The sequence below is a fragment of the Leptospira perolatii genome, assembly GCF_002811875.1.
GTDB classification, from domain to species: domain Bacteria; phylum Spirochaetota; class Leptospiria; order Leptospirales; family Leptospiraceae; genus Leptospira_B; species Leptospira_B perolatii.
On sequence record NZ_NPDZ01000003.1, the window covers coordinates 261,201 to 276,222 of the forward strand.

16 protein-coding genes are annotated in these 15,022 nt (G+C 42.8%); 4 read left to right on the forward strand and 12 right to left on the reverse strand.

The annotated features are described in order from the left end of the window. Nucleotides 1-17: 17 nt before the first annotated feature. The 5 genes from CH373_RS07350 to CH373_RS07370 form a co-directional block, all read right to left on the reverse strand. Nucleotides 18-440 (reverse strand): SRPBCC family protein, encoded by a 423-nt coding sequence (locus CH373_RS07350; RefSeq protein ID WP_100712737.1) that lies wholly within the window; start codon nucleotides 438-440, stop codon nucleotides 18-20. Between the two features lie 13 nt (nucleotides 441-453). Beyond that, nucleotides 454-1,266 carry an SDR family NAD(P)-dependent oxidoreductase gene (locus tag CH373_RS07355; RefSeq protein WP_100712738.1) on the reverse strand — a complete coding sequence of 271 codons (813 nt, stop codon included), beginning with the start codon at nucleotides 1,264-1,266 and terminating at the stop codon, nucleotides 454-456. 82 nt (nucleotides 1,267-1,348) lie between these two features. Continuing rightward, on the reverse strand, nucleotides 1,349-2,650 hold the full coding sequence (locus CH373_RS07360; protein WP_100712739.1) for an NAD(P)/FAD-dependent oxidoreductase: 1,302 nt from the start codon (nucleotides 2,648-2,650) through the stop codon (nucleotides 1,349-1,351). Then, nucleotides 2,651-3,166: a low molecular weight protein-tyrosine-phosphatase gene (locus tag CH373_RS07365; RefSeq protein WP_100712740.1), complete on the reverse strand. Its 516-nt coding sequence runs from the start codon at nucleotides 3,164-3,166 to the stop codon at nucleotides 2,651-2,653. It abuts the gene before it with no gap. Between the two features lie 9 nt (nucleotides 3,167-3,175). Further along, nucleotides 3,176-3,940, reverse strand: a complete 765-nt coding sequence (locus CH373_RS07370; protein ID WP_100712741.1) for an SDR family NAD(P)-dependent oxidoreductase — start codon at nucleotides 3,938-3,940, stop codon at nucleotides 3,176-3,178. A gap of 97 nt (nucleotides 3,941-4,037) precedes the next feature. Here CH373_RS07370 and CH373_RS07375 point away from each other — a divergent pair, with 97 nt between their 5' ends. Next, nucleotides 4,038-5,057: a GGDEF domain-containing protein gene (locus CH373_RS07375; RefSeq protein WP_100712944.1), complete on the forward strand. Its 1,020-nt coding sequence runs from the start codon at nucleotides 4,038-4,040 to the stop codon at nucleotides 5,055-5,057. A 44-nt stretch (nucleotides 5,058-5,101) separates the two neighbouring features. On the opposite strand, the gene CH373_RS07380 is transcribed toward CH373_RS07375, so the two are convergent. Then, nucleotides 5,102-5,503, reverse strand: a complete 402-nt coding sequence (locus tag CH373_RS07380) for a Crp/Fnr family transcriptional regulator (protein WP_100712742.1) — start codon at nucleotides 5,501-5,503, stop codon at nucleotides 5,102-5,104. 89 nt (nucleotides 5,504-5,592) lie between these two features. Between CH373_RS07380 and CH373_RS07385 the strand changes: the two genes are divergently transcribed. Beyond that, on the forward strand, nucleotides 5,593-6,747 hold the full coding sequence (locus CH373_RS07385; RefSeq protein WP_100712743.1) for an acyltransferase family protein: 1,155 nt from the start codon (nucleotides 5,593-5,595) through the stop codon (nucleotides 6,745-6,747). 56 nt (nucleotides 6,748-6,803) lie between these two features. On the opposite strand, the gene CH373_RS07390 is transcribed toward CH373_RS07385, so the two are convergent. The 3 genes from CH373_RS07390 to CH373_RS07400 are packed head-to-tail and all read right to left on the reverse strand — an operon-like array spanning nucleotide 6,804 to nucleotide 9,067. Beyond that, complete coding sequence (locus CH373_RS07390) at nucleotides 6,804-7,406, reverse strand: NADPH-dependent FMN reductase (RefSeq protein ID WP_100712744.1); 603 nt, start codon at nucleotides 7,404-7,406, stop codon at nucleotides 6,804-6,806. A gap of 49 nt (nucleotides 7,407-7,455) precedes the next feature. After that, complete coding sequence (locus CH373_RS07395) at nucleotides 7,456-8,157, reverse strand: ParB/RepB/Spo0J family partition protein (protein ID WP_100712745.1); 702 nt, start codon at nucleotides 8,155-8,157, stop codon at nucleotides 7,456-7,458. After that, nucleotides 8,141-9,067 carry a ParA family protein gene (locus CH373_RS07400; RefSeq protein ID WP_100712746.1) on the reverse strand — a complete coding sequence of 309 codons (927 nt, stop codon included), beginning with the start codon at nucleotides 9,065-9,067 and terminating at the stop codon, nucleotides 8,141-8,143. Before CH373_RS07400 ends, CH373_RS07395 begins: the two co-directional genes overlap by 17 nt. Before the next feature lie 185 nt (nucleotides 9,068-9,252). On the opposite strand from CH373_RS07400, the gene CH373_RS07405 reads away from it, so the two are divergent. Beyond that, complete coding sequence (locus tag CH373_RS07405) at nucleotides 9,253-10,362, forward strand: putative porin (protein ID WP_100712747.1); 1,110 nt, start codon at nucleotides 9,253-9,255, stop codon at nucleotides 10,360-10,362. 121 nt (nucleotides 10,363-10,483) lie between these two features. Then, nucleotides 10,484-11,617 (forward strand): ferrochelatase, encoded by a 1,134-nt coding sequence (gene hemH / locus CH373_RS07410; protein WP_243393301.1) that lies wholly within the window; start codon nucleotides 10,484-10,486, stop codon nucleotides 11,615-11,617. A gap of 3 nt (nucleotides 11,618-11,620) precedes the next feature. Here hemH and hemG read toward each other — a convergent pair whose 3' ends face one another. From hemG to CH373_RS07425, 3 genes are all read right to left on the reverse strand, one after another. Beyond that, the gene (gene hemG / locus CH373_RS07415; RefSeq protein WP_100712748.1) at nucleotides 11,621-12,907 is read right to left on the reverse strand and encodes a protoporphyrinogen oxidase; all 1,287 of its coding nucleotides are present in this window, start codon (nucleotides 12,905-12,907) and stop codon (nucleotides 11,621-11,623) included. Nucleotides 12,908-13,004: 97 nt separating this feature from the next. Next, nucleotides 13,005-13,991: an EamA family transporter gene (locus tag CH373_RS07420; protein ID WP_125169892.1), complete on the reverse strand. Its 987-nt coding sequence runs from the start codon at nucleotides 13,989-13,991 to the stop codon at nucleotides 13,005-13,007. A gap of 24 nt (nucleotides 13,992-14,015) precedes the next feature. Continuing rightward, nucleotides 14,016-14,966 carry an LA_0442/LA_0875 N-terminal domain-containing protein gene (locus CH373_RS07425; RefSeq protein ID WP_100712750.1) on the reverse strand — a complete coding sequence of 317 codons (951 nt, stop codon included), beginning with the start codon at nucleotides 14,964-14,966 and terminating at the stop codon, nucleotides 14,016-14,018. Nucleotides 14,967-15,022 lie beyond the last annotated feature (56 nt).

The following is a 15,022-nucleotide window of genomic DNA, read 5'->3' on the forward strand; positions in this document are numbered from 1 at the left end:
ATAATCTTTTTAGAATATTACCTTTTTTGCAAGTAGTCCAAAAGATGGCTGCTCTCCTCGTCCCAGCCTTCTGAGGCTGCCTCTATCCAAAAATCATATTTCTCGCCTATAGGGTACCCTGAATTTGTTAAACGAAGCAAAGAAGAACTCTTCCCATTTTCTTCAAATTCCAGTCGAAGCTCTATCGCGCCCGCAGGGTGATCTTGCCACTCCAAAATCAATTCTTTGAACGGAACTATTTTTTTATAAATTCCGGTGGAGGTCAGCTCTCCTTCAGGTCCCAAGTTCCAAGTCCATGAGAAGGTCCCACCTACCTTTGGCCGACCAGTCACTTTGTCCACGAGCCAATGTATCAGTTCCTCATTTACCGTGACTGCACTCCAAACTCTTTCTAACGGATGATCGAATTTATATTCTTTTACGATACTTCTTGTTTCCATACCAGAAGGTCCTCTAGTGAAAATCCTTATAAAGTTTCTTAAAAAGTATTCTTTCTAATAACGCCGGCCAAACCGTACGCAGCCATTTTAGCAAGAACCCGCTCGAGTCTATAAGGACCAGTCTTGAATTCTTATTTTCGACTGATTCTATCATCTTTCGCGCTACATCTTCAGGACTTCGGCTTTTTCCTTGGTACTGCCCTTCTCTTAACAAATTTCCGTCCCCATCTATTCCGTGGGATCTTAAATTCGTTTTTGTATAAGGCGGACAAAATGTAATAAATCTTAGTCCCTGCTCAGATAACTCGATCCTGGCAGAATCCATAGCAGCGTGTAAAGCAGCTTTTGAAGAAGAATAGACCGACCTTCCTGGTATTCCATACAACCCACTTACAGTAGAAGTCACTAAAACGACTCCCTTTGCCTTTTTTAGATATGGCAATAACCTTAAGTTTAAATGGATTGGACCAAAAAAGTTGATCGCAAATGCTTTATGGAAAGTTTCAACTCTGGTCTCGTCAAAACGGGAATGCGTAGTAATTCCTGCGTTATTAAATAGGACATTCACTTCATCCGTAATCTTTGCAATCTTACTTACAGCTTTATCAATATCTTTCTCAGAAGAAAGATCTGTCGTAATATGAAAAATTTCTGCGGATCGTTTTTCTTTCTTCTTACCGATCTTAGTGACCAGCTCTGGTTCCGTTCTAGATAAATTGATGATCCTACATTGAATCCGAGAAAGCAGCTCTAAAAGTGCTTCTCCAATACCAGAAGATCCACCTGTGAGAACAATCGTCTTACCCGCCCAAGCTTCTGCGTGCATCAAAACGAATTCTTAATCGGATAAGCCAAGGTTCAAGGACTTTTTCGATTTGGCGAGAATGCTAAAATTGCAGCCGGATTTTTTATTTAAGGAGACCTGCAGATTCATTTTCCGAACTTACTTCATCTTGTATCAATCGAGCCTCTGCGCGAAAAGTCGTAAACGACCAAACCCACGTAATCAAAATGGAAATTTTATTCTTGAAGCCAACTTGATAAAACAAGTGCACGAATAACCATGCAAGCCAACCCAAAAAGCCTTTCATCTTTAAGGGACCAACTTGTGCCACCGCATCTTTTCTACCTATCGTCGCCATGCTTCCTTTATCAATATAATGAAAAGGTTTCCGCTGTTTGCCTTTAAGATCGGACTTGATCATAGAGGCAACATATCTGCCTTGTTGCATCGCCACTGGAGAAACTCCTGGCAAAGATCTTTCTAATCCTTTAGAAAACGAGGCGATATCTCCAATCACAAATACTTCAGGATGTCCCTCTACTGTGCAGAATTCGTCAACAATGACCCTGCCCATCTTATCCACAGGAACTCCTAATGCGCCAGCAACTGGATTGGCTTGCACTCCTGCAGCCCAAATTATATTAGAAGAACGTATTATTCTTCCTTCTAGATGAACTCCTTGTTCGTCTATATCCACAACTCTTGTGTTGGTTAATACTTCTACTCCCCTTTTCTCTAGTCTCTTCTTGGTAAATTCCCCGAGTTTTGGGTCAAAAGTCATCAGCAGTCTTGGTGCAGCTTCAATCAAAGTAATTTTAGAGAGAGCGGGATCGATCGTATGAAATTCATTTCGTATAATTTCGTGGGAAAGCTCCGCAATAGAACCGGCTAGTTCGACCCCTGTCGGACCACCTCCGATGATCACATAATTCAATATTGCTTTTGCGGCTTCGACGTCGCCGATCAATTCCGCTTGTTCAAAAGACAAAAGCATTTTTGTTCTGATTTGAAGAGCATCTCTAAGATTTTTGAGCCCCGTAACGTGCTTCTTCCAGTGGTCATTGCCGAAATAGCTAGTCCTTGCTCCTGCAGCTAATATTAAGTAATCATAATCTAATATATGGTCTCTAAAATAGGCTTTTCGGTTTTTAAGATCTATTTTGTCTACCTCTCCCAAAAAAACTGTCACATTATTTTTGTGCCCGATTAGAGATCGAGTCGGTATCGCGATATCTGCAGGGCTAAGGACCGCAGTGGCCACTTGGTAAAGCAAAGGCTGGAAAAGATGGTGATTCTTTTTATCAACCACCGTAATTTCTACTTTATCATAATTTGATAGTTTCTTAATCGCCTGAAGTCCGCCAAACCCTGCTCCGATTACCACTACGTTCTTTTTCACTGCTTTTTGAGCGGATCGATCACTCATTCATTGCTCCGTTTTACTTAATGCAAACTCGATAAAACCTTCGGAAGCTTCGATAACTATTTGGAGTACTTCCTCGAAGTCCTTTAACGTTCCATAATATGGATCTGGGACTTCCGACTCTTTTGGTTGGCCTTTTTGAAATTTCCGAAAAAGATGTACCTTCTTCCTATCCTCTTCTGCGGAAGCAAGGCCAAATAAATCTTTCAAGTTTGATCTATCCATCGCGAGTATGTAATCGAACTCGGAAAAATCTCGTTTGGTAAATTGCCTCGCAGTATGAACCAATTCGAATCCTTTTTTTCTGGCCGCCTGTCTAGCCCTCGGATCCGGGAGCTCTCCGATATGATATCTGGAGGTCCCGCAAGAATCTATCTCGAATAAGTGTTCCAAATTTCTCTTTTTCACTAAATCGAGAAACGCACCCTCAGCGGCAGGAGATCTACAAATATTACCGAGACATACAAATAAAACCCTAATCCTGGAATTGCTTGTATTCTGTTCTTCTAATGAGCTCATGCTTCGATATTACTTATATTGAATTTTCTCCCAAAGAAATTCAGGTACCCTTTTCATAAACCAAACTATAAAAGTCCAGGGAAACCAAGGAACAATCGCTGATCTAACTTTCTTTTCAATTTTTCGAAATATGATGCGTGCCCCTTTCTCCACTGAAATGACGAAGGGCCTAGATTCCATTTTCTGGTTGATCGGAGTATCGATAAACCCCGGAAAAATAGCTGTAACCTTAATTCCAAATCTTCGAACTTCTGCTCTCAAGGCCTCCAAGTACGCAGATAGTCCAGCCTTCGAGGAACTATAACTGGCGGATCCGGGTAACCCTCTAAAGCCAGCCACGGACGAAATACCAACGATCTGTCCGCTCCCCTGCTCTCTGAAAAAAGGGACTACTGCTGCAATTCCTGCGATAGCCCCGATTAAATTTGTCTCAATAACTTTTTGATCTGCTTCAAAACTTTTTCCTCCGAAAGAAGAAGAAGTCGAAATTCCGGCATTTGCGATAAAAAGATCCAGTCCGCCCATCTCTGCAATCAAACCGGAAATAACTTTTAAATTTTGCTCCGACACGGATACATCCAAAGATTGGACATACACCTTTGCACCCGAATTCAATGCTTTGATTTCGGAAGCAAGTTTCTCTAAGCTTTCTTTTCGACGGGACGTAATCGCGATATCGTGCCCTGTTTTTCCGTACAAGAGTGCCAATTCTCTGCCGATTCCAGAACTTGCTCCGGTAATTATGACTTTTTTGCGAGTTTCAGGAGTCGACATGAGATAAACCGTCCGTTGCATCATTTATTTGGTTTACCACCTAAAGCGCAAAGGATTTATTTTACCAGTAAAATCGCAAGGCTGGCTTGGGGCGAGAATGCGCAATTGGGAAGACGAACTAGAAAATAAAAACAGTCAAATCGAAAGACTAAATCAAATCATCGAGTTGTATGACAGAATTTCGAGGCTCTCTGAGATGGAACTACGAGAGGCGGAAAGAACTCTCGAAGCACAAGAGTCTGCTGCGGGTATGGCAAGAAGCGAACTCTTGGAAATGCGAGAGAGATTCAAAGGACTGGGACAAATTTCATCCGAGAGGAAGAATGCTATTCTGGGCCTGGTCAATGACAGAGATGCATCTCTCAACGGTTTGGCACATAAATTCGAAGAGCTAGGAAAGAAAGATGACTTCTTTTTTTCTGACTTTTTCAGGATTACTGCGAATTTGGACCTACCGGAAACCGAGGCAAGAATCCTGTGGAGGGAAGTCTATGCTCACGCTGAGGCATTAAATCACTCAGTAGGAAGGACCACGAACTTCATGGTGGCTCTTCTAGATTACATTTATCTAAAAAACAGATTGATAGAGTACCCCAAGATCGTGGATATCTACTCCTTCGAAGAGATCATTTTGAATACGGTCATAGATGAAACTACCGGGATTTACAACCGCCGTTATTTTAACGTGATTCTAGCAAAGGAGATAACGCGTAGCAAACGATACGGCAGATCCTTTTGTTTATTCCTGTTTGATCTGGACAATTTTAAGAAAATTAATGATACCAAAGGCCACTTGTTCGGAGACGATATCCTGAGACTGATAGCGGGAACTCTACTGTATTCGTTCCGCACCGAAGATGTCAGCTGCAGAGTAGGGGGTGAGGAATTTGCAGTTCTGCTTCCTGAAACGAATCGCCCAAATGCAAAAATTGCAATTGAAAGGTTTAGGACCCACCTTAAAAACTCGTCAAAAAGTGAGTTCGGCTTAGAGGTCACAGTTTCAGGGGGCCTATCCGAGTATCCTACTGATTCTGATGAGCCAAATAGACTTTATTCGATAGCCGACTCTAAACTTTACAAGGCGAAAAATAGCGGAAAAGATCGCATAACGTACTAAAGCAAGACGGTTGAATCGAGCCCCTAACTCGAATCATTCGAAAATCAGGGACTGCCCTCGATCTGATACTCAATTTCCTTAGTAGTTATTTCATTCAATTTTGAGATCAGTAATTCGTTTGTGTTCGCCAAACGATCTGCCAAAATTCTGACCATTTTTGCCGCAAATTCCGAATTACTCAGCAGATATTTCTCGAGCTGCTGCTTGCTCTCGATGATGGCCAATTCGCAATTCAAAACTGCTCTAGCTGTTGCGCTTCGCGGTCTAGCCCTAAATAAAGCCATCTCTCCGAAAAAATCACCCTTTTTCATGAGGGCCAATCTAGTTGCAGTTCCCTTATGTGTAAAAAAGATCTCAACGGTTCCGGAAATAACAATATACATTGCATTGTTGTTATCTCCTTCTCGGAAGATCACTTGTCCGGCCGGAACGGTGATCTTATTCATCTAACCTCCTGAGCAAAGCATAAAAGCTTTCGGTCCCTTTTCGGATTACAAGTTGCAAAGTTTCCAAGTAAAATAGACTATTCAAATTAATGAATTCATTCCTATCTCTTTCACAAGATTCCCTCGGAATCGTATTTTTATTTATCCTTTTCGCCTTCTTTCCAGCTTTTCGAAATCTATTCAATAAGGCAGACCAAGCGTCATTGAAGAAGTCGAGAGGAGAATCGATCGATTTTATTCGCGGAGTCTCAATCACTGGGATCGTCTCCATTCATCTTTCATCATATTATAATTTTTTTAGCCCGGAAAGTCCCTTTTCTACTTTTGCACTAACCGTTTCTAACCTCGCAAGGTTTTCGGTCCCTGCGTTCATAATATCATCGGGAATCTACCTTTCTTACTCGAGTTTTTACTCTTACTGGAAAGGAAAGATATCTGGATTGCTCCTCCCCTACTCTATAGTTTTTGCGATCGGCGCCTGGATAAAATTCGGCTGGAGCATTGATCTTTCGGAGCTATTTTTCTCTTTTGTCTTGGGGAATCTATATGCACCCTACTATTTTGTTCCTTTGTTAATGCAGGCTTATTTCATTTTTCCGGCGCTTAGAATTCTTTCACAGAAACTGCATTGGGGAATTCTTTTTGCTTTTTCTCTAATCATTACATTCGCATCGAATCACATCTTTGATTATGTCGACCTCGAGTTTGGAAAATGGGAATCGATATTGTTGTCTCATTTCTTATTCTTTTTCGTAATTGGACACATATCCTCAACTCAGTTTAAAAACCAAGATGGGATTGGAACTGTCTTTGAACGTGGAGAGAAGAACGGCTTTTTTTGGAGGCTCTTGAGCTTTTTCCTGGTGTCATATATTGCTCTAACTGTTTTTCTTTCCTGGAAGTTTAGAATGGATATTTCGAACCATTTGGTCTTCTATCCATTAGCAGTATTTTTATTCTTAAATCAACAGGGCAGGGGACTCGAGCAAAGGAAACCTTCAAATAAAGTATTTCAGCTTTTTTGTATGTTAGGCAGAGACAGTCTGGGAATTTTTCTACTCCACCCAATCGTGATTCACTTGTTTCACTCAATCAATCCGTATGACTTAGGCTGGGCCCATATTCCATTCTACTTTCTAGTTTGGGGACTAAACCTCGCGATCCCCTGGGCTCTGTGGAAAGCGGCTACAAAAATTCTGAGTTCGCTAAAAGCCAAGCAAACCGCGGCTACAAATCTATCTTAAAAGGATTTGATTCTAATTTGTACGATCATTATTCGAATCGCAAAAAACAGAACGAATTACATTCCGTTCTTAAAGCGCGGGTCATTGGTGACCCCTGTTTCTCGCACTTCGGAGAGAGCTTCTGAATAAGCGATTAGCACCTTTAATGCGAAAATACTTCTAGATCGGATATACTCATCATCCTTAGACGATGGCTCTCCTGCGTTCATCATATGATCTGCGTCCCGCACGATGATATGTTCTGGAATGTAGCAAATCCTAGTATTTTTGTAGCTGCTTTCTCTCAGTTCTGCTACTGGATAAGCACCTCCCCGAGTCGAAGACACGCCTACAATCAGAGCCGGTTTGTGTCCAACGTGGACGGGTCCTAAATATAAAAAAAAGTTCTTCAGCGCCGGGCTCGCCATCCCGGAATACTCGGGAGACACAATAACAAACGAATCACAAGTAAGTAATTCTTGTTCTATCGGTTTCCAGATCTTATCCCAATATTCCCCTCCGTCCCAAAAAGAATCATCCCAAATCGGTAATGGATTTTTTCCTAGATCATAAACCCAGGTCTGCACGGACATATCCTTTAAAACCCCGTTTAGCCAGCCCCCTACCTTTGCCGACTGAGACTCCTTTCTATGAGAGGAGATAATAATTCCTACCTTCACTTTTTCCTTCTTTTCAATTCTAAGATTTGGATTTCTGTTTTTACAGCTTTTAGTTAATTCCGTATTTCTTCTTCAAAGAATTTAATTCTTTGAAAAAAGAATCCTTTGCCTTCCCGGTCAAATTCTTCAAATCCAGGACAACACGATCTGGGAGCTTCCGGGGTGAAATCGTTTCACCCCCCCTACCTTCTTTTTTCTTTAAGAGAGATTCAAGATTCTTGATCGATGGCTCTGCGCCAGATTTTATAAGCTCTGCGACCGAATTCTTATCTAGTCGCGCAATCGAACTAAGCTGCTTTACATATCTTTCCGTGTATCCCAGAAGTTTCGAAACTTCCTCTGCGGTCTTCTTTTTTTCTTTTCGCAAAAATTGAATTGCACGACCTACTTCCCACGGGTTCAGGCTTTTTCTCTTCTCGTTTTCAGCAAGCGCCATCTCATAGCACCGGTCTTCAGAGGCATCGGTTTCTATTGCAGGAATAGACTTCCAGCCCAGCAATTTTGCGGCTTGATACCTCCGCTCCCCAGCAACTATCTGATACCTTTTACCGGAGCGTCTGACCACGATCGGCTCGATCAAACCTAAACGGCGCATTGATTCAACGAGATCGGTTACCTCTTCTTTACCGAAAATCCTGGGTTGCTCCGGATTCGGAAAAATATCGGATAACAGTATCTCCTTATTGGTAGAGTCTTCACTCCCAAATGCGGTCAGAAGATCCAAACCCGCGAATTCAGCTCTCTTTGCCATTTGCCCTCCTTACAACCTCGTCGGCTAATGAATTAAACATTTGCATCGCTTTTGCATCATATTCTGATAACAACTTTCGTTTAGCTTGCGATTGCGGAATCGCTTCGCGCCGGTAAATGACAGTTTCAAAAACCGGAAAATACTTTCTAATCGTGTCTGCCAATCCAGAAAGCGCGCGAGCGTCCTCAAACTGATTTAGCACCGCACCGAGCAAACCGAGATTCGTATTGGCCTTGCGTCGAATTTTTTCGATCGTTCCGTGCAAGTCTTTCAACCCCTGTACGCTAAAGGCTCTAGTCTGAATCGGAACCAGGACCTGGTCTGCAGCTATAAGTGCATTCTCCAATATCAATCCGAGAGAAGGCGGACAATCAATGATGATGTATTCATATGAAGAACGAATCGGAATAAGCGCATCCTTGAGTAGCTCAAAGTCGTCCCTCTCGTACGGAGTAGTGAAGTTTGCTAAATGAATGGATGAAGGAACGAGATCCAAGTTGGGTGCCAAGTTAACAATAATTTCTCGGATCGGAACTGGAGCTCCACCTCTATAGCCGAGCGTATGAAAGACAGATTTTTCGGCTTGCCCGAGATATAACTGAGTTATGTTTGCTTGCGCATCCCAATCCACGAGGAGCACCGGCTTTCCAGATTTAGCCAAGGCCTCAGCCAATGCTATAGATACAGTAGTTTTTCCCTCTCCTCCCTTTTGATTCGAAACGGCAATGACTACTGAATTTGCTAGCTTCTTTCGTCTCTTCTCGAAATACTTTTCGATAACTAGCTGCCTATACTTGCCATCTAGTTCTGCTGGAATCTTCCAGCTCTCCGCCTTTTCTCGAAAAGCTTCCTTCGAAGGAAGGCCATACTCTTCGACAATTTCCTCAACGCCCAACACCCTGTCTTTCATTGACAAATACCTTTAATAGAAGTCCTTTCTTAAACTCAATTTGTCAAGAAAACCTATGTCTCATTGACCTTTAATTGGCGAAAAAACAAGGTTGATACAACCAGATATGCCTAGAATTATAGGCATCCCTTTCCTATAGAAAGGGTGAAACCATTTCACCCCAGAACAATGAGAAACAAGAATAAATGAACAACTACCGCAGACTCTACTCGGGATTTGCATGGGCAATTTTTGTCCTCTTACTCCCCGGTTCCTTATTCCCTCAAGGCTCCACCAATTTTTCGGAAAAAAATCCAGGATCAGTTGAGGAAAAGAAATCATATAGCTCAGGCTTGAACAGCTTTCTATCGAGATCTTCAGCGACGATATTATTCGGGCTCAATGGCGGTGAGCACATTTTCGAATCTGGGACCAAATATCCAAACTTATCCGGGGTAAAAGCTGGGTCCAGAATCAGTTACAACCGGGATTTCACATACGCCGGTCTGGAATTTAAGCACTGGCTGGATCAATGGGAGGTACAAGTTGGGTATAGGTCTACCGGTGGATACAAAAGAGTAGGGGAGGGTAGAGACGAAGATTTTGCTCTCGGAGATCCCACTGTCGAACGGGGTTCGAAGATTGCCTTCCGAGAATTTGCATTCTACGATACGCCATATACTTTCACCGGATCTAGAAATTTTGCCGATGGGAAGGGCAGACTTTCTATGAAGCAAGATCGAATCAGTCTTCAGATCCGAAAGTACTTCGGATCTTCAAACCCAGATAGCAGAAAGAGCGGACATGGCATTTTTTGGGCTGGGGGAATCCATTATACTTTTTTCAAATATTATTTGTATGACGTCATGCAATGGGTCGCATCCGACCCTGTATTTTATGATCGCATCGGACTCGGGTTGAGTTTCTCGAATACTACTTGGGAATTTCCGGTAGGGATCGGTTACCGTTATTCAAATGGAGGCTGGGTCGTTGACACAAGCTTTCTCGGATTATCGTGGTATTCGCATTTTCGAGACTACCATTACCATCGCACTTTAAATTTTATCGGTAACGCCGGGGGTTACGGATTCGAAGCCTCCCTAGGGTTAGGTTACAATTGGAGTCGCTGGCTTGCTTTCCTCAAGCTGACAGAACACAGACTGTATGGCTCGGGAAGTTTTTCCACCAAGGGCGGCTTAAGCAACGAAGATCTTATTTCAGGTTCCGCAGGAAGGTTTCGAAATTATCTGAATACCAAGCAATATAATATAGAACTATCGATGACAAGCTACTTGGATTGGGCTGCTGGGAATTGAATCTTAGTCAAGTCCCAGGTTTCCGCCAAGATTCAGTTTCACTTTCATTAAGAGATTCGTAAATATCAAGGGAAACGACGAGGCCATATTTCCACTTGTAAGCAAATGCTACCGGAGTATTTTGTTAGAATCTGTGCAAAAAGTATCTAAGAACCGACTTCTTTTATTAAATCTGGGCGGACCGAGAGCCGCTTCAGAAATTCCTAAATTCTTAATGGATCTTTTTGAGGATCCACTTGTATTTGATCTGCCGATTCCAGAGGCCCTTCGTTTGTATTTGGCCCGCAAAATCGCAGAATCCAGATCCAAAAAAGTACAAGAAGTCTACGCTTCTATGGGCTTCGGAGGAGGTTCCCCACTAGTTTCCGAAACCGAACGTCAGGCAAAGGAACTACAGAAGCTCCTTGAAAAGAGCGGAGAAAAATGGGAGATCAAAATTGCGATGGCTTGTGGGTATCCGCATATCAGGGAGATCGATCCTGAATGGTTAGACCCAAGAAACGGAGTTATAATTTTACCTTTGTTCCCGCATTTTTCGCGATCAACCGTACTTTCGACGGCAATGATATTAAAGAGCAAACTCGGATTTTGTCCGATCTCTTACGAAGGGTGGATACAACCCTTTTTTGACAAATCAGAATACCTTGAATCGGTGCGCGATCTGATTCTAGATTTCTTTAACGGTCATCTGGAAAATTCCAAATTCCTTCACTTACATAACAAAAAAGTAAAGGACTGGCAGAATATCGATATAGTATTTAGCGCACACGGGATTCCGATGCGGTTAGTCCATAAAGGAGACGACTATGTCCGAGAAATTGAAAGAAATACGAATGAGCTAGTCTCTCTATTGAGAGAGGCCGGCTATCGCGGAAATACTCACCTTGCATTCCAAAGTAGGGTAGGTCCGAGTAAATGGACCACTCCGAATACTTTAAATCTGTTAGAAGAGCTTTCCAAAGCCAAAGTTTCCAGGGTTGCGATTTACCCTATAAGTTTTGTGAGTGATCACTTAGAAACCTTAGAAGAAATCGGCGTACAAATGCGAGACAAAGCAAAGTCATTGGGTTTTCAGGATTATTATAGAATACCAACACCTGGAACCTATCCTCCGTTTATTCGGGCACTTGCTACGATTATAGAAAGAGCAAAGGCCGCCTCGAATAAGGGAACTAACGTTAGGACAGTCTGCACCTGCAAATCATTGGGCGGATTTGACCCAAGCAAAGAAAAAGTTCTTTGCTCTTCGCACTAATTTCTAGAGAGAGTGCTGCGCAAAGGCTCTCTCTATGATTGACTTTAACCCGATTCCGTATCGAAAATTTCCTTCGACTCGCAAATCCTCGGGCAAAATCCGATCTAAATCCCGATTAAAAGAAAGTAATTGCGGGCTATATTCCGGGAGAGCGTCCTTCCAGATCGTTACGTAATGGTTTAAGGGAGAACTGCTTTCAGGAAATATTTTCTTTCTGTCTTCTTCAACAATCGAGATAATTTCTGCCTCTGATTTAGTTGCAATCTCTCGATCTCCGGCTCCTCCGTAGATGTAGGTCTCGGAATTGATCCCGTTCACAGATCTACCGGGAAAGATAAAGTTATTGAATAGGATTCCCCTTACCCGGATCCCCATTTCCGAAGAATATGTTTTGTGGTCCTTGGGGAAAAGGATTCCAAAACCTTTGCCAGTACCCAAAATAGAATCTTTTCCGAAACGAGTGACAGACACGACTGGTAATGTCTGTAACATTCCTTGGTATACTTTGAGTTCAGAAAACTCGGCTCTCAGTAGCTTCAGACTAGAACTTAGATTGGTAGCAAGAGTGATCTTCGCCCTAGGATACTTTCCACGAAGTTGCTTTAAGCTTCCGATCTCTTCTTCGTACTTGATTTTGCCTTCCTTTTTTACTCTTGCTTCGAGAGCGGCCACAAGCGATCCGATCCCTCCGCGAAAACTAACTGTTCCTCTTCTGGTTTTGACAGGTTTGGAAGTATTCTCCGAAGCATAATGTTTTAGGTTTTTCCAAGTCGGTTGATTCAATTGGAAAAACTTTCCTAGTACCAATTCCGCTGACATTGTATCCAAATCTCCTGCGTAAATTCCACCCAAAGCAGGCTCTAACAATTTCTCGGCTGCCGACTCACCTAACACTCGTTTGCCCCAATGTAAAACCGATTCTCCCTCTAATGGCTTGGATGGCACAGTAAATGCTTTATAGGCAAGAGAGACCGCTTCAAAAAAGGTGAGCGGAATTCTCCTAGGTTTGCCACGAGTAAAAATAAAACGTCTTTTGGCCGCAGGATCGGCCACGAGAATATCAAGCCCCAATTTGGATGAAAGCAATTCCAATTCTCGACAGTTCAAAATCCCGTTCGCAGCAGTTTCTACAATTCCGTATTCGGTAGGAACAGATCGAATCAATCCACCACCGCGGTCTGCTTTTTCAAGGACTAATACAGATTCGCCTTTGGAAAGTGCGAGATACGCATGCAACAAGCCAGTAAACCCGGCGCCTATGACAATTCTATCTGGATGTGGAGTTGGCACGGATACAGTTTGCGGGGCCCGGATTGTTTGACAATTCGGATCTTATTATTTTTAGCTCGTTTCCTGCGGTTTGAACTAGCAAGAAATCGAGATCCTACTAATCATCGTTTGTCGCTGTTAGTGGCGAAACTTTTTTCTCTACAGAAATTGGTGAACCCTGCTTTCGAAGCACTTGATTTCCTAAAATAAAGTATACACCGAGTAAAATAGCGAGACTAGCAGGAATTAGTTGCAACTTCAAATTCTCTCCGCCGAGCCAAGCGCCCACTAGAATCGCTATGATCGGATTTATATAAGTGTAGGAATAGACCCGATTGGGGGGTTCCACTCTTACAATAAAAGAGTAAGCGGTGTGCCCGATCGTCGAACCGAAAACAACTAAATAGCAAAGCGCCCACCATGTCCCAGGTGTCATCGCAACAAATGCCTGGGAACTCCATCCTCCCGAAAATAATGAGAACGCCAAAAAAACAAAAGAGGCGCCTAACATCTGAAAGCCGCCCACTGCTAAAGGATCTTTCATCTTAATTTGATTTCTCGTGAAGTAGGAAAATCCTCCGTACAGCATACTACCCAAAAAGGCGAAAAAAATTCCGACCCCAGTTTCTGTAAGCGTAAACCTTTGAAAAATAATTAGGATTTCTTCGTAGGAAAGTATTGCGATCCCGAGAATGCCTAGACCCATACCATAGGCTTCTTGGATAGAAAGGCTCCATTTTTCTCCTGACATTGCTTGCATAATAACAATATAAATAGGAGTTCCCGCGATCACCACAGCCGCCATATGAGAGTCCACATAACGCATAGAAAGCGAAGTCAGTCCCTGGCCGCTCACGATGATCAGTGCGCCGATGATTGCCACTTTGAGGGCTTCCTGCAGATTTTCTCTAGTGAATAAAGGAAATTTATTTCTAATCAATGCATAAGAGATTGCAAAATTTAAGAATGCGGCCAAGAACAATCGAATCCCTAAGAACAGATCGATGGACATCGACTTTTGGCCTTCCTTTAGCGCCAGATAGGTGGATCCCCAGATAATGTACAGAGAAACGTAAGCGAATAGAATTTTCGGATCTCGCGGCATTTCTACCACTGAGTTCAGGATGGCTTAAAATTGGAATCTATATCCTAAGGAGTAACGGATTTCTAAAGAAGTTTGCGAGCCGCTTCCTTGCGCAGTGGAGGAATTCACGTAAGCCGGCGTTGCATTCAATTCAAGTCCAGTATTCTTTTCTAATTTACTAGCCTCCGCAACACTGGGCGCGCTACCGGCAAACAAATACGCATCTAAGAGATTGACCAAATAAATCGCACCGATAACGTATAACGCACCTTGGTACTCATGAAAATCTCGCGCTGCCAGGATCTGCTTGTGTCGAATCGGGCTTATATATTTGTCATAAAGATAAGCATCGGTCGGATTCGAAAAAGAGGGAGGGGTAATGGTCGGAATTCCAACCGCCGATCCTAACATCGCCGACTTTGTATACGGGTTCCCCTCGTTATTGTATAAATTTACAGATACTTGATAGTCTTTAAATTTTTGATAACCGACGTATCCTGCAGCAAGGAGTAGGGCAGGGAATAGAACGCCTTGAAATTTTCTTTCGCTATACCATTGACCCCAACCCGGCAAAATAGCTGATCTCAATAGCGCTTTTTTTGGATCGATCGCTGGAGGTTTTTTCTTTTCGGCGAGTTCTCTTCTTCTCGCTTCCTCTTCTGCGGCAAGTCTCTCCTCTTCTTTCTGTTGCATTTCTCGCTGCTCCGCTTCTATCTTGCTTCTAGCGAGTTTGTTTTCCTCTTCCTTGCGGATTCTGGCTTCTTCGGCTTCATTAACTTCTTTATACAAAACCTTTAAGACTGTATTTTTGCTGATCGATCTACGGCCAGCTTCGGTTTGTAAAACGATTACGGATTGGTTTTGCGTGATAATCTTGCCTTTGACAGCTCCGCCTTGCCTCATCAATACAGTGGCGGAGTCCACACCTGCAATCGGAGATAGAACGATCAGTAAAAATGCGAAGAGCCAAGAAATATGTAAATTCGATCGATTCATTCTAATTCGCAAACAACCTAATCCCTTCCTCAAGATAATAACTGTCATCCTATCAT

Excerpts from the sequence above, each read along its gene's own strand:
- CH373_RS07380 (WP_100712742.1), bottom strand. The coding sequence starts at position 5,503 with ATGAATAAGATCACCGTTCCGGCCGGACAAGTGATCTTCCGAGAAGGA.
- CH373_RS07395 (WP_100712745.1), bottom strand. The coding sequence starts at position 8,157 with ATGGCAAAGAGAGCTGAATTCGCGGGTTTGGATCTTCTGACCGCATTT.
- CH373_RS07385 (WP_100712743.1), top strand. The coding sequence starts at position 5,593 with ATGAATTCATTCCTATCTCTTTCACAAGATTCCCTCGGAATCGTATTT.
- CH373_RS07355 (WP_100712738.1), bottom strand. The coding sequence starts at position 1,266 with ATGCACGCAGAAGCTTGGGCGGGTAAGACGATTGTTCTCACAGGTGGA.
- CH373_RS07350 (WP_100712737.1), bottom strand. The coding sequence starts at position 440 with ATGGAAACAAGAAGTATCGTAAAAGAATATAAATTCGATCATCCGTTA.
- CH373_RS07375 (WP_100712944.1), top strand. The coding sequence starts at position 4,038 with ATGCGCAATTGGGAAGACGAACTAGAAAATAAAAACAGTCAAATCGAA.
- CH373_RS07405 (WP_100712747.1), top strand. The coding sequence starts at position 9,253 with ATGAACAACTACCGCAGACTCTACTCGGGATTTGCATGGGCAATTTTT.
- CH373_RS07425 (WP_100712750.1), bottom strand. The coding sequence starts at position 14,966 with ATGAATCGATCGAATTTACATATTTCTTGGCTCTTCGCATTTTTACTG.
- CH373_RS07360 (WP_100712739.1), bottom strand. The coding sequence starts at position 2,650 with ATGAGTGATCGATCCGCTCAAAAAGCAGTGAAAAAGAACGTAGTGGTA.
- CH373_RS07365 (WP_100712740.1), bottom strand. The coding sequence starts at position 3,166 with ATGAGCTCATTAGAAGAACAGAATACAAGCAATTCCAGGATTAGGGTT.
- CH373_RS07370 (WP_100712741.1), bottom strand. The coding sequence starts at position 3,940 with ATGTCGACTCCTGAAACTCGCAAAAAAGTCATAATTACCGGAGCAAGT.
- CH373_RS07420 (WP_125169892.1), bottom strand. The coding sequence starts at position 13,991 with ATGCCGCGAGATCCGAAAATTCTATTCGCTTACGTTTCTCTGTACATT.
- CH373_RS07400 (WP_100712746.1), bottom strand. The coding sequence starts at position 9,067 with ATGAAAGACAGGGTGTTGGGCGTTGAGGAAATTGTCGAAGAGTATGGC.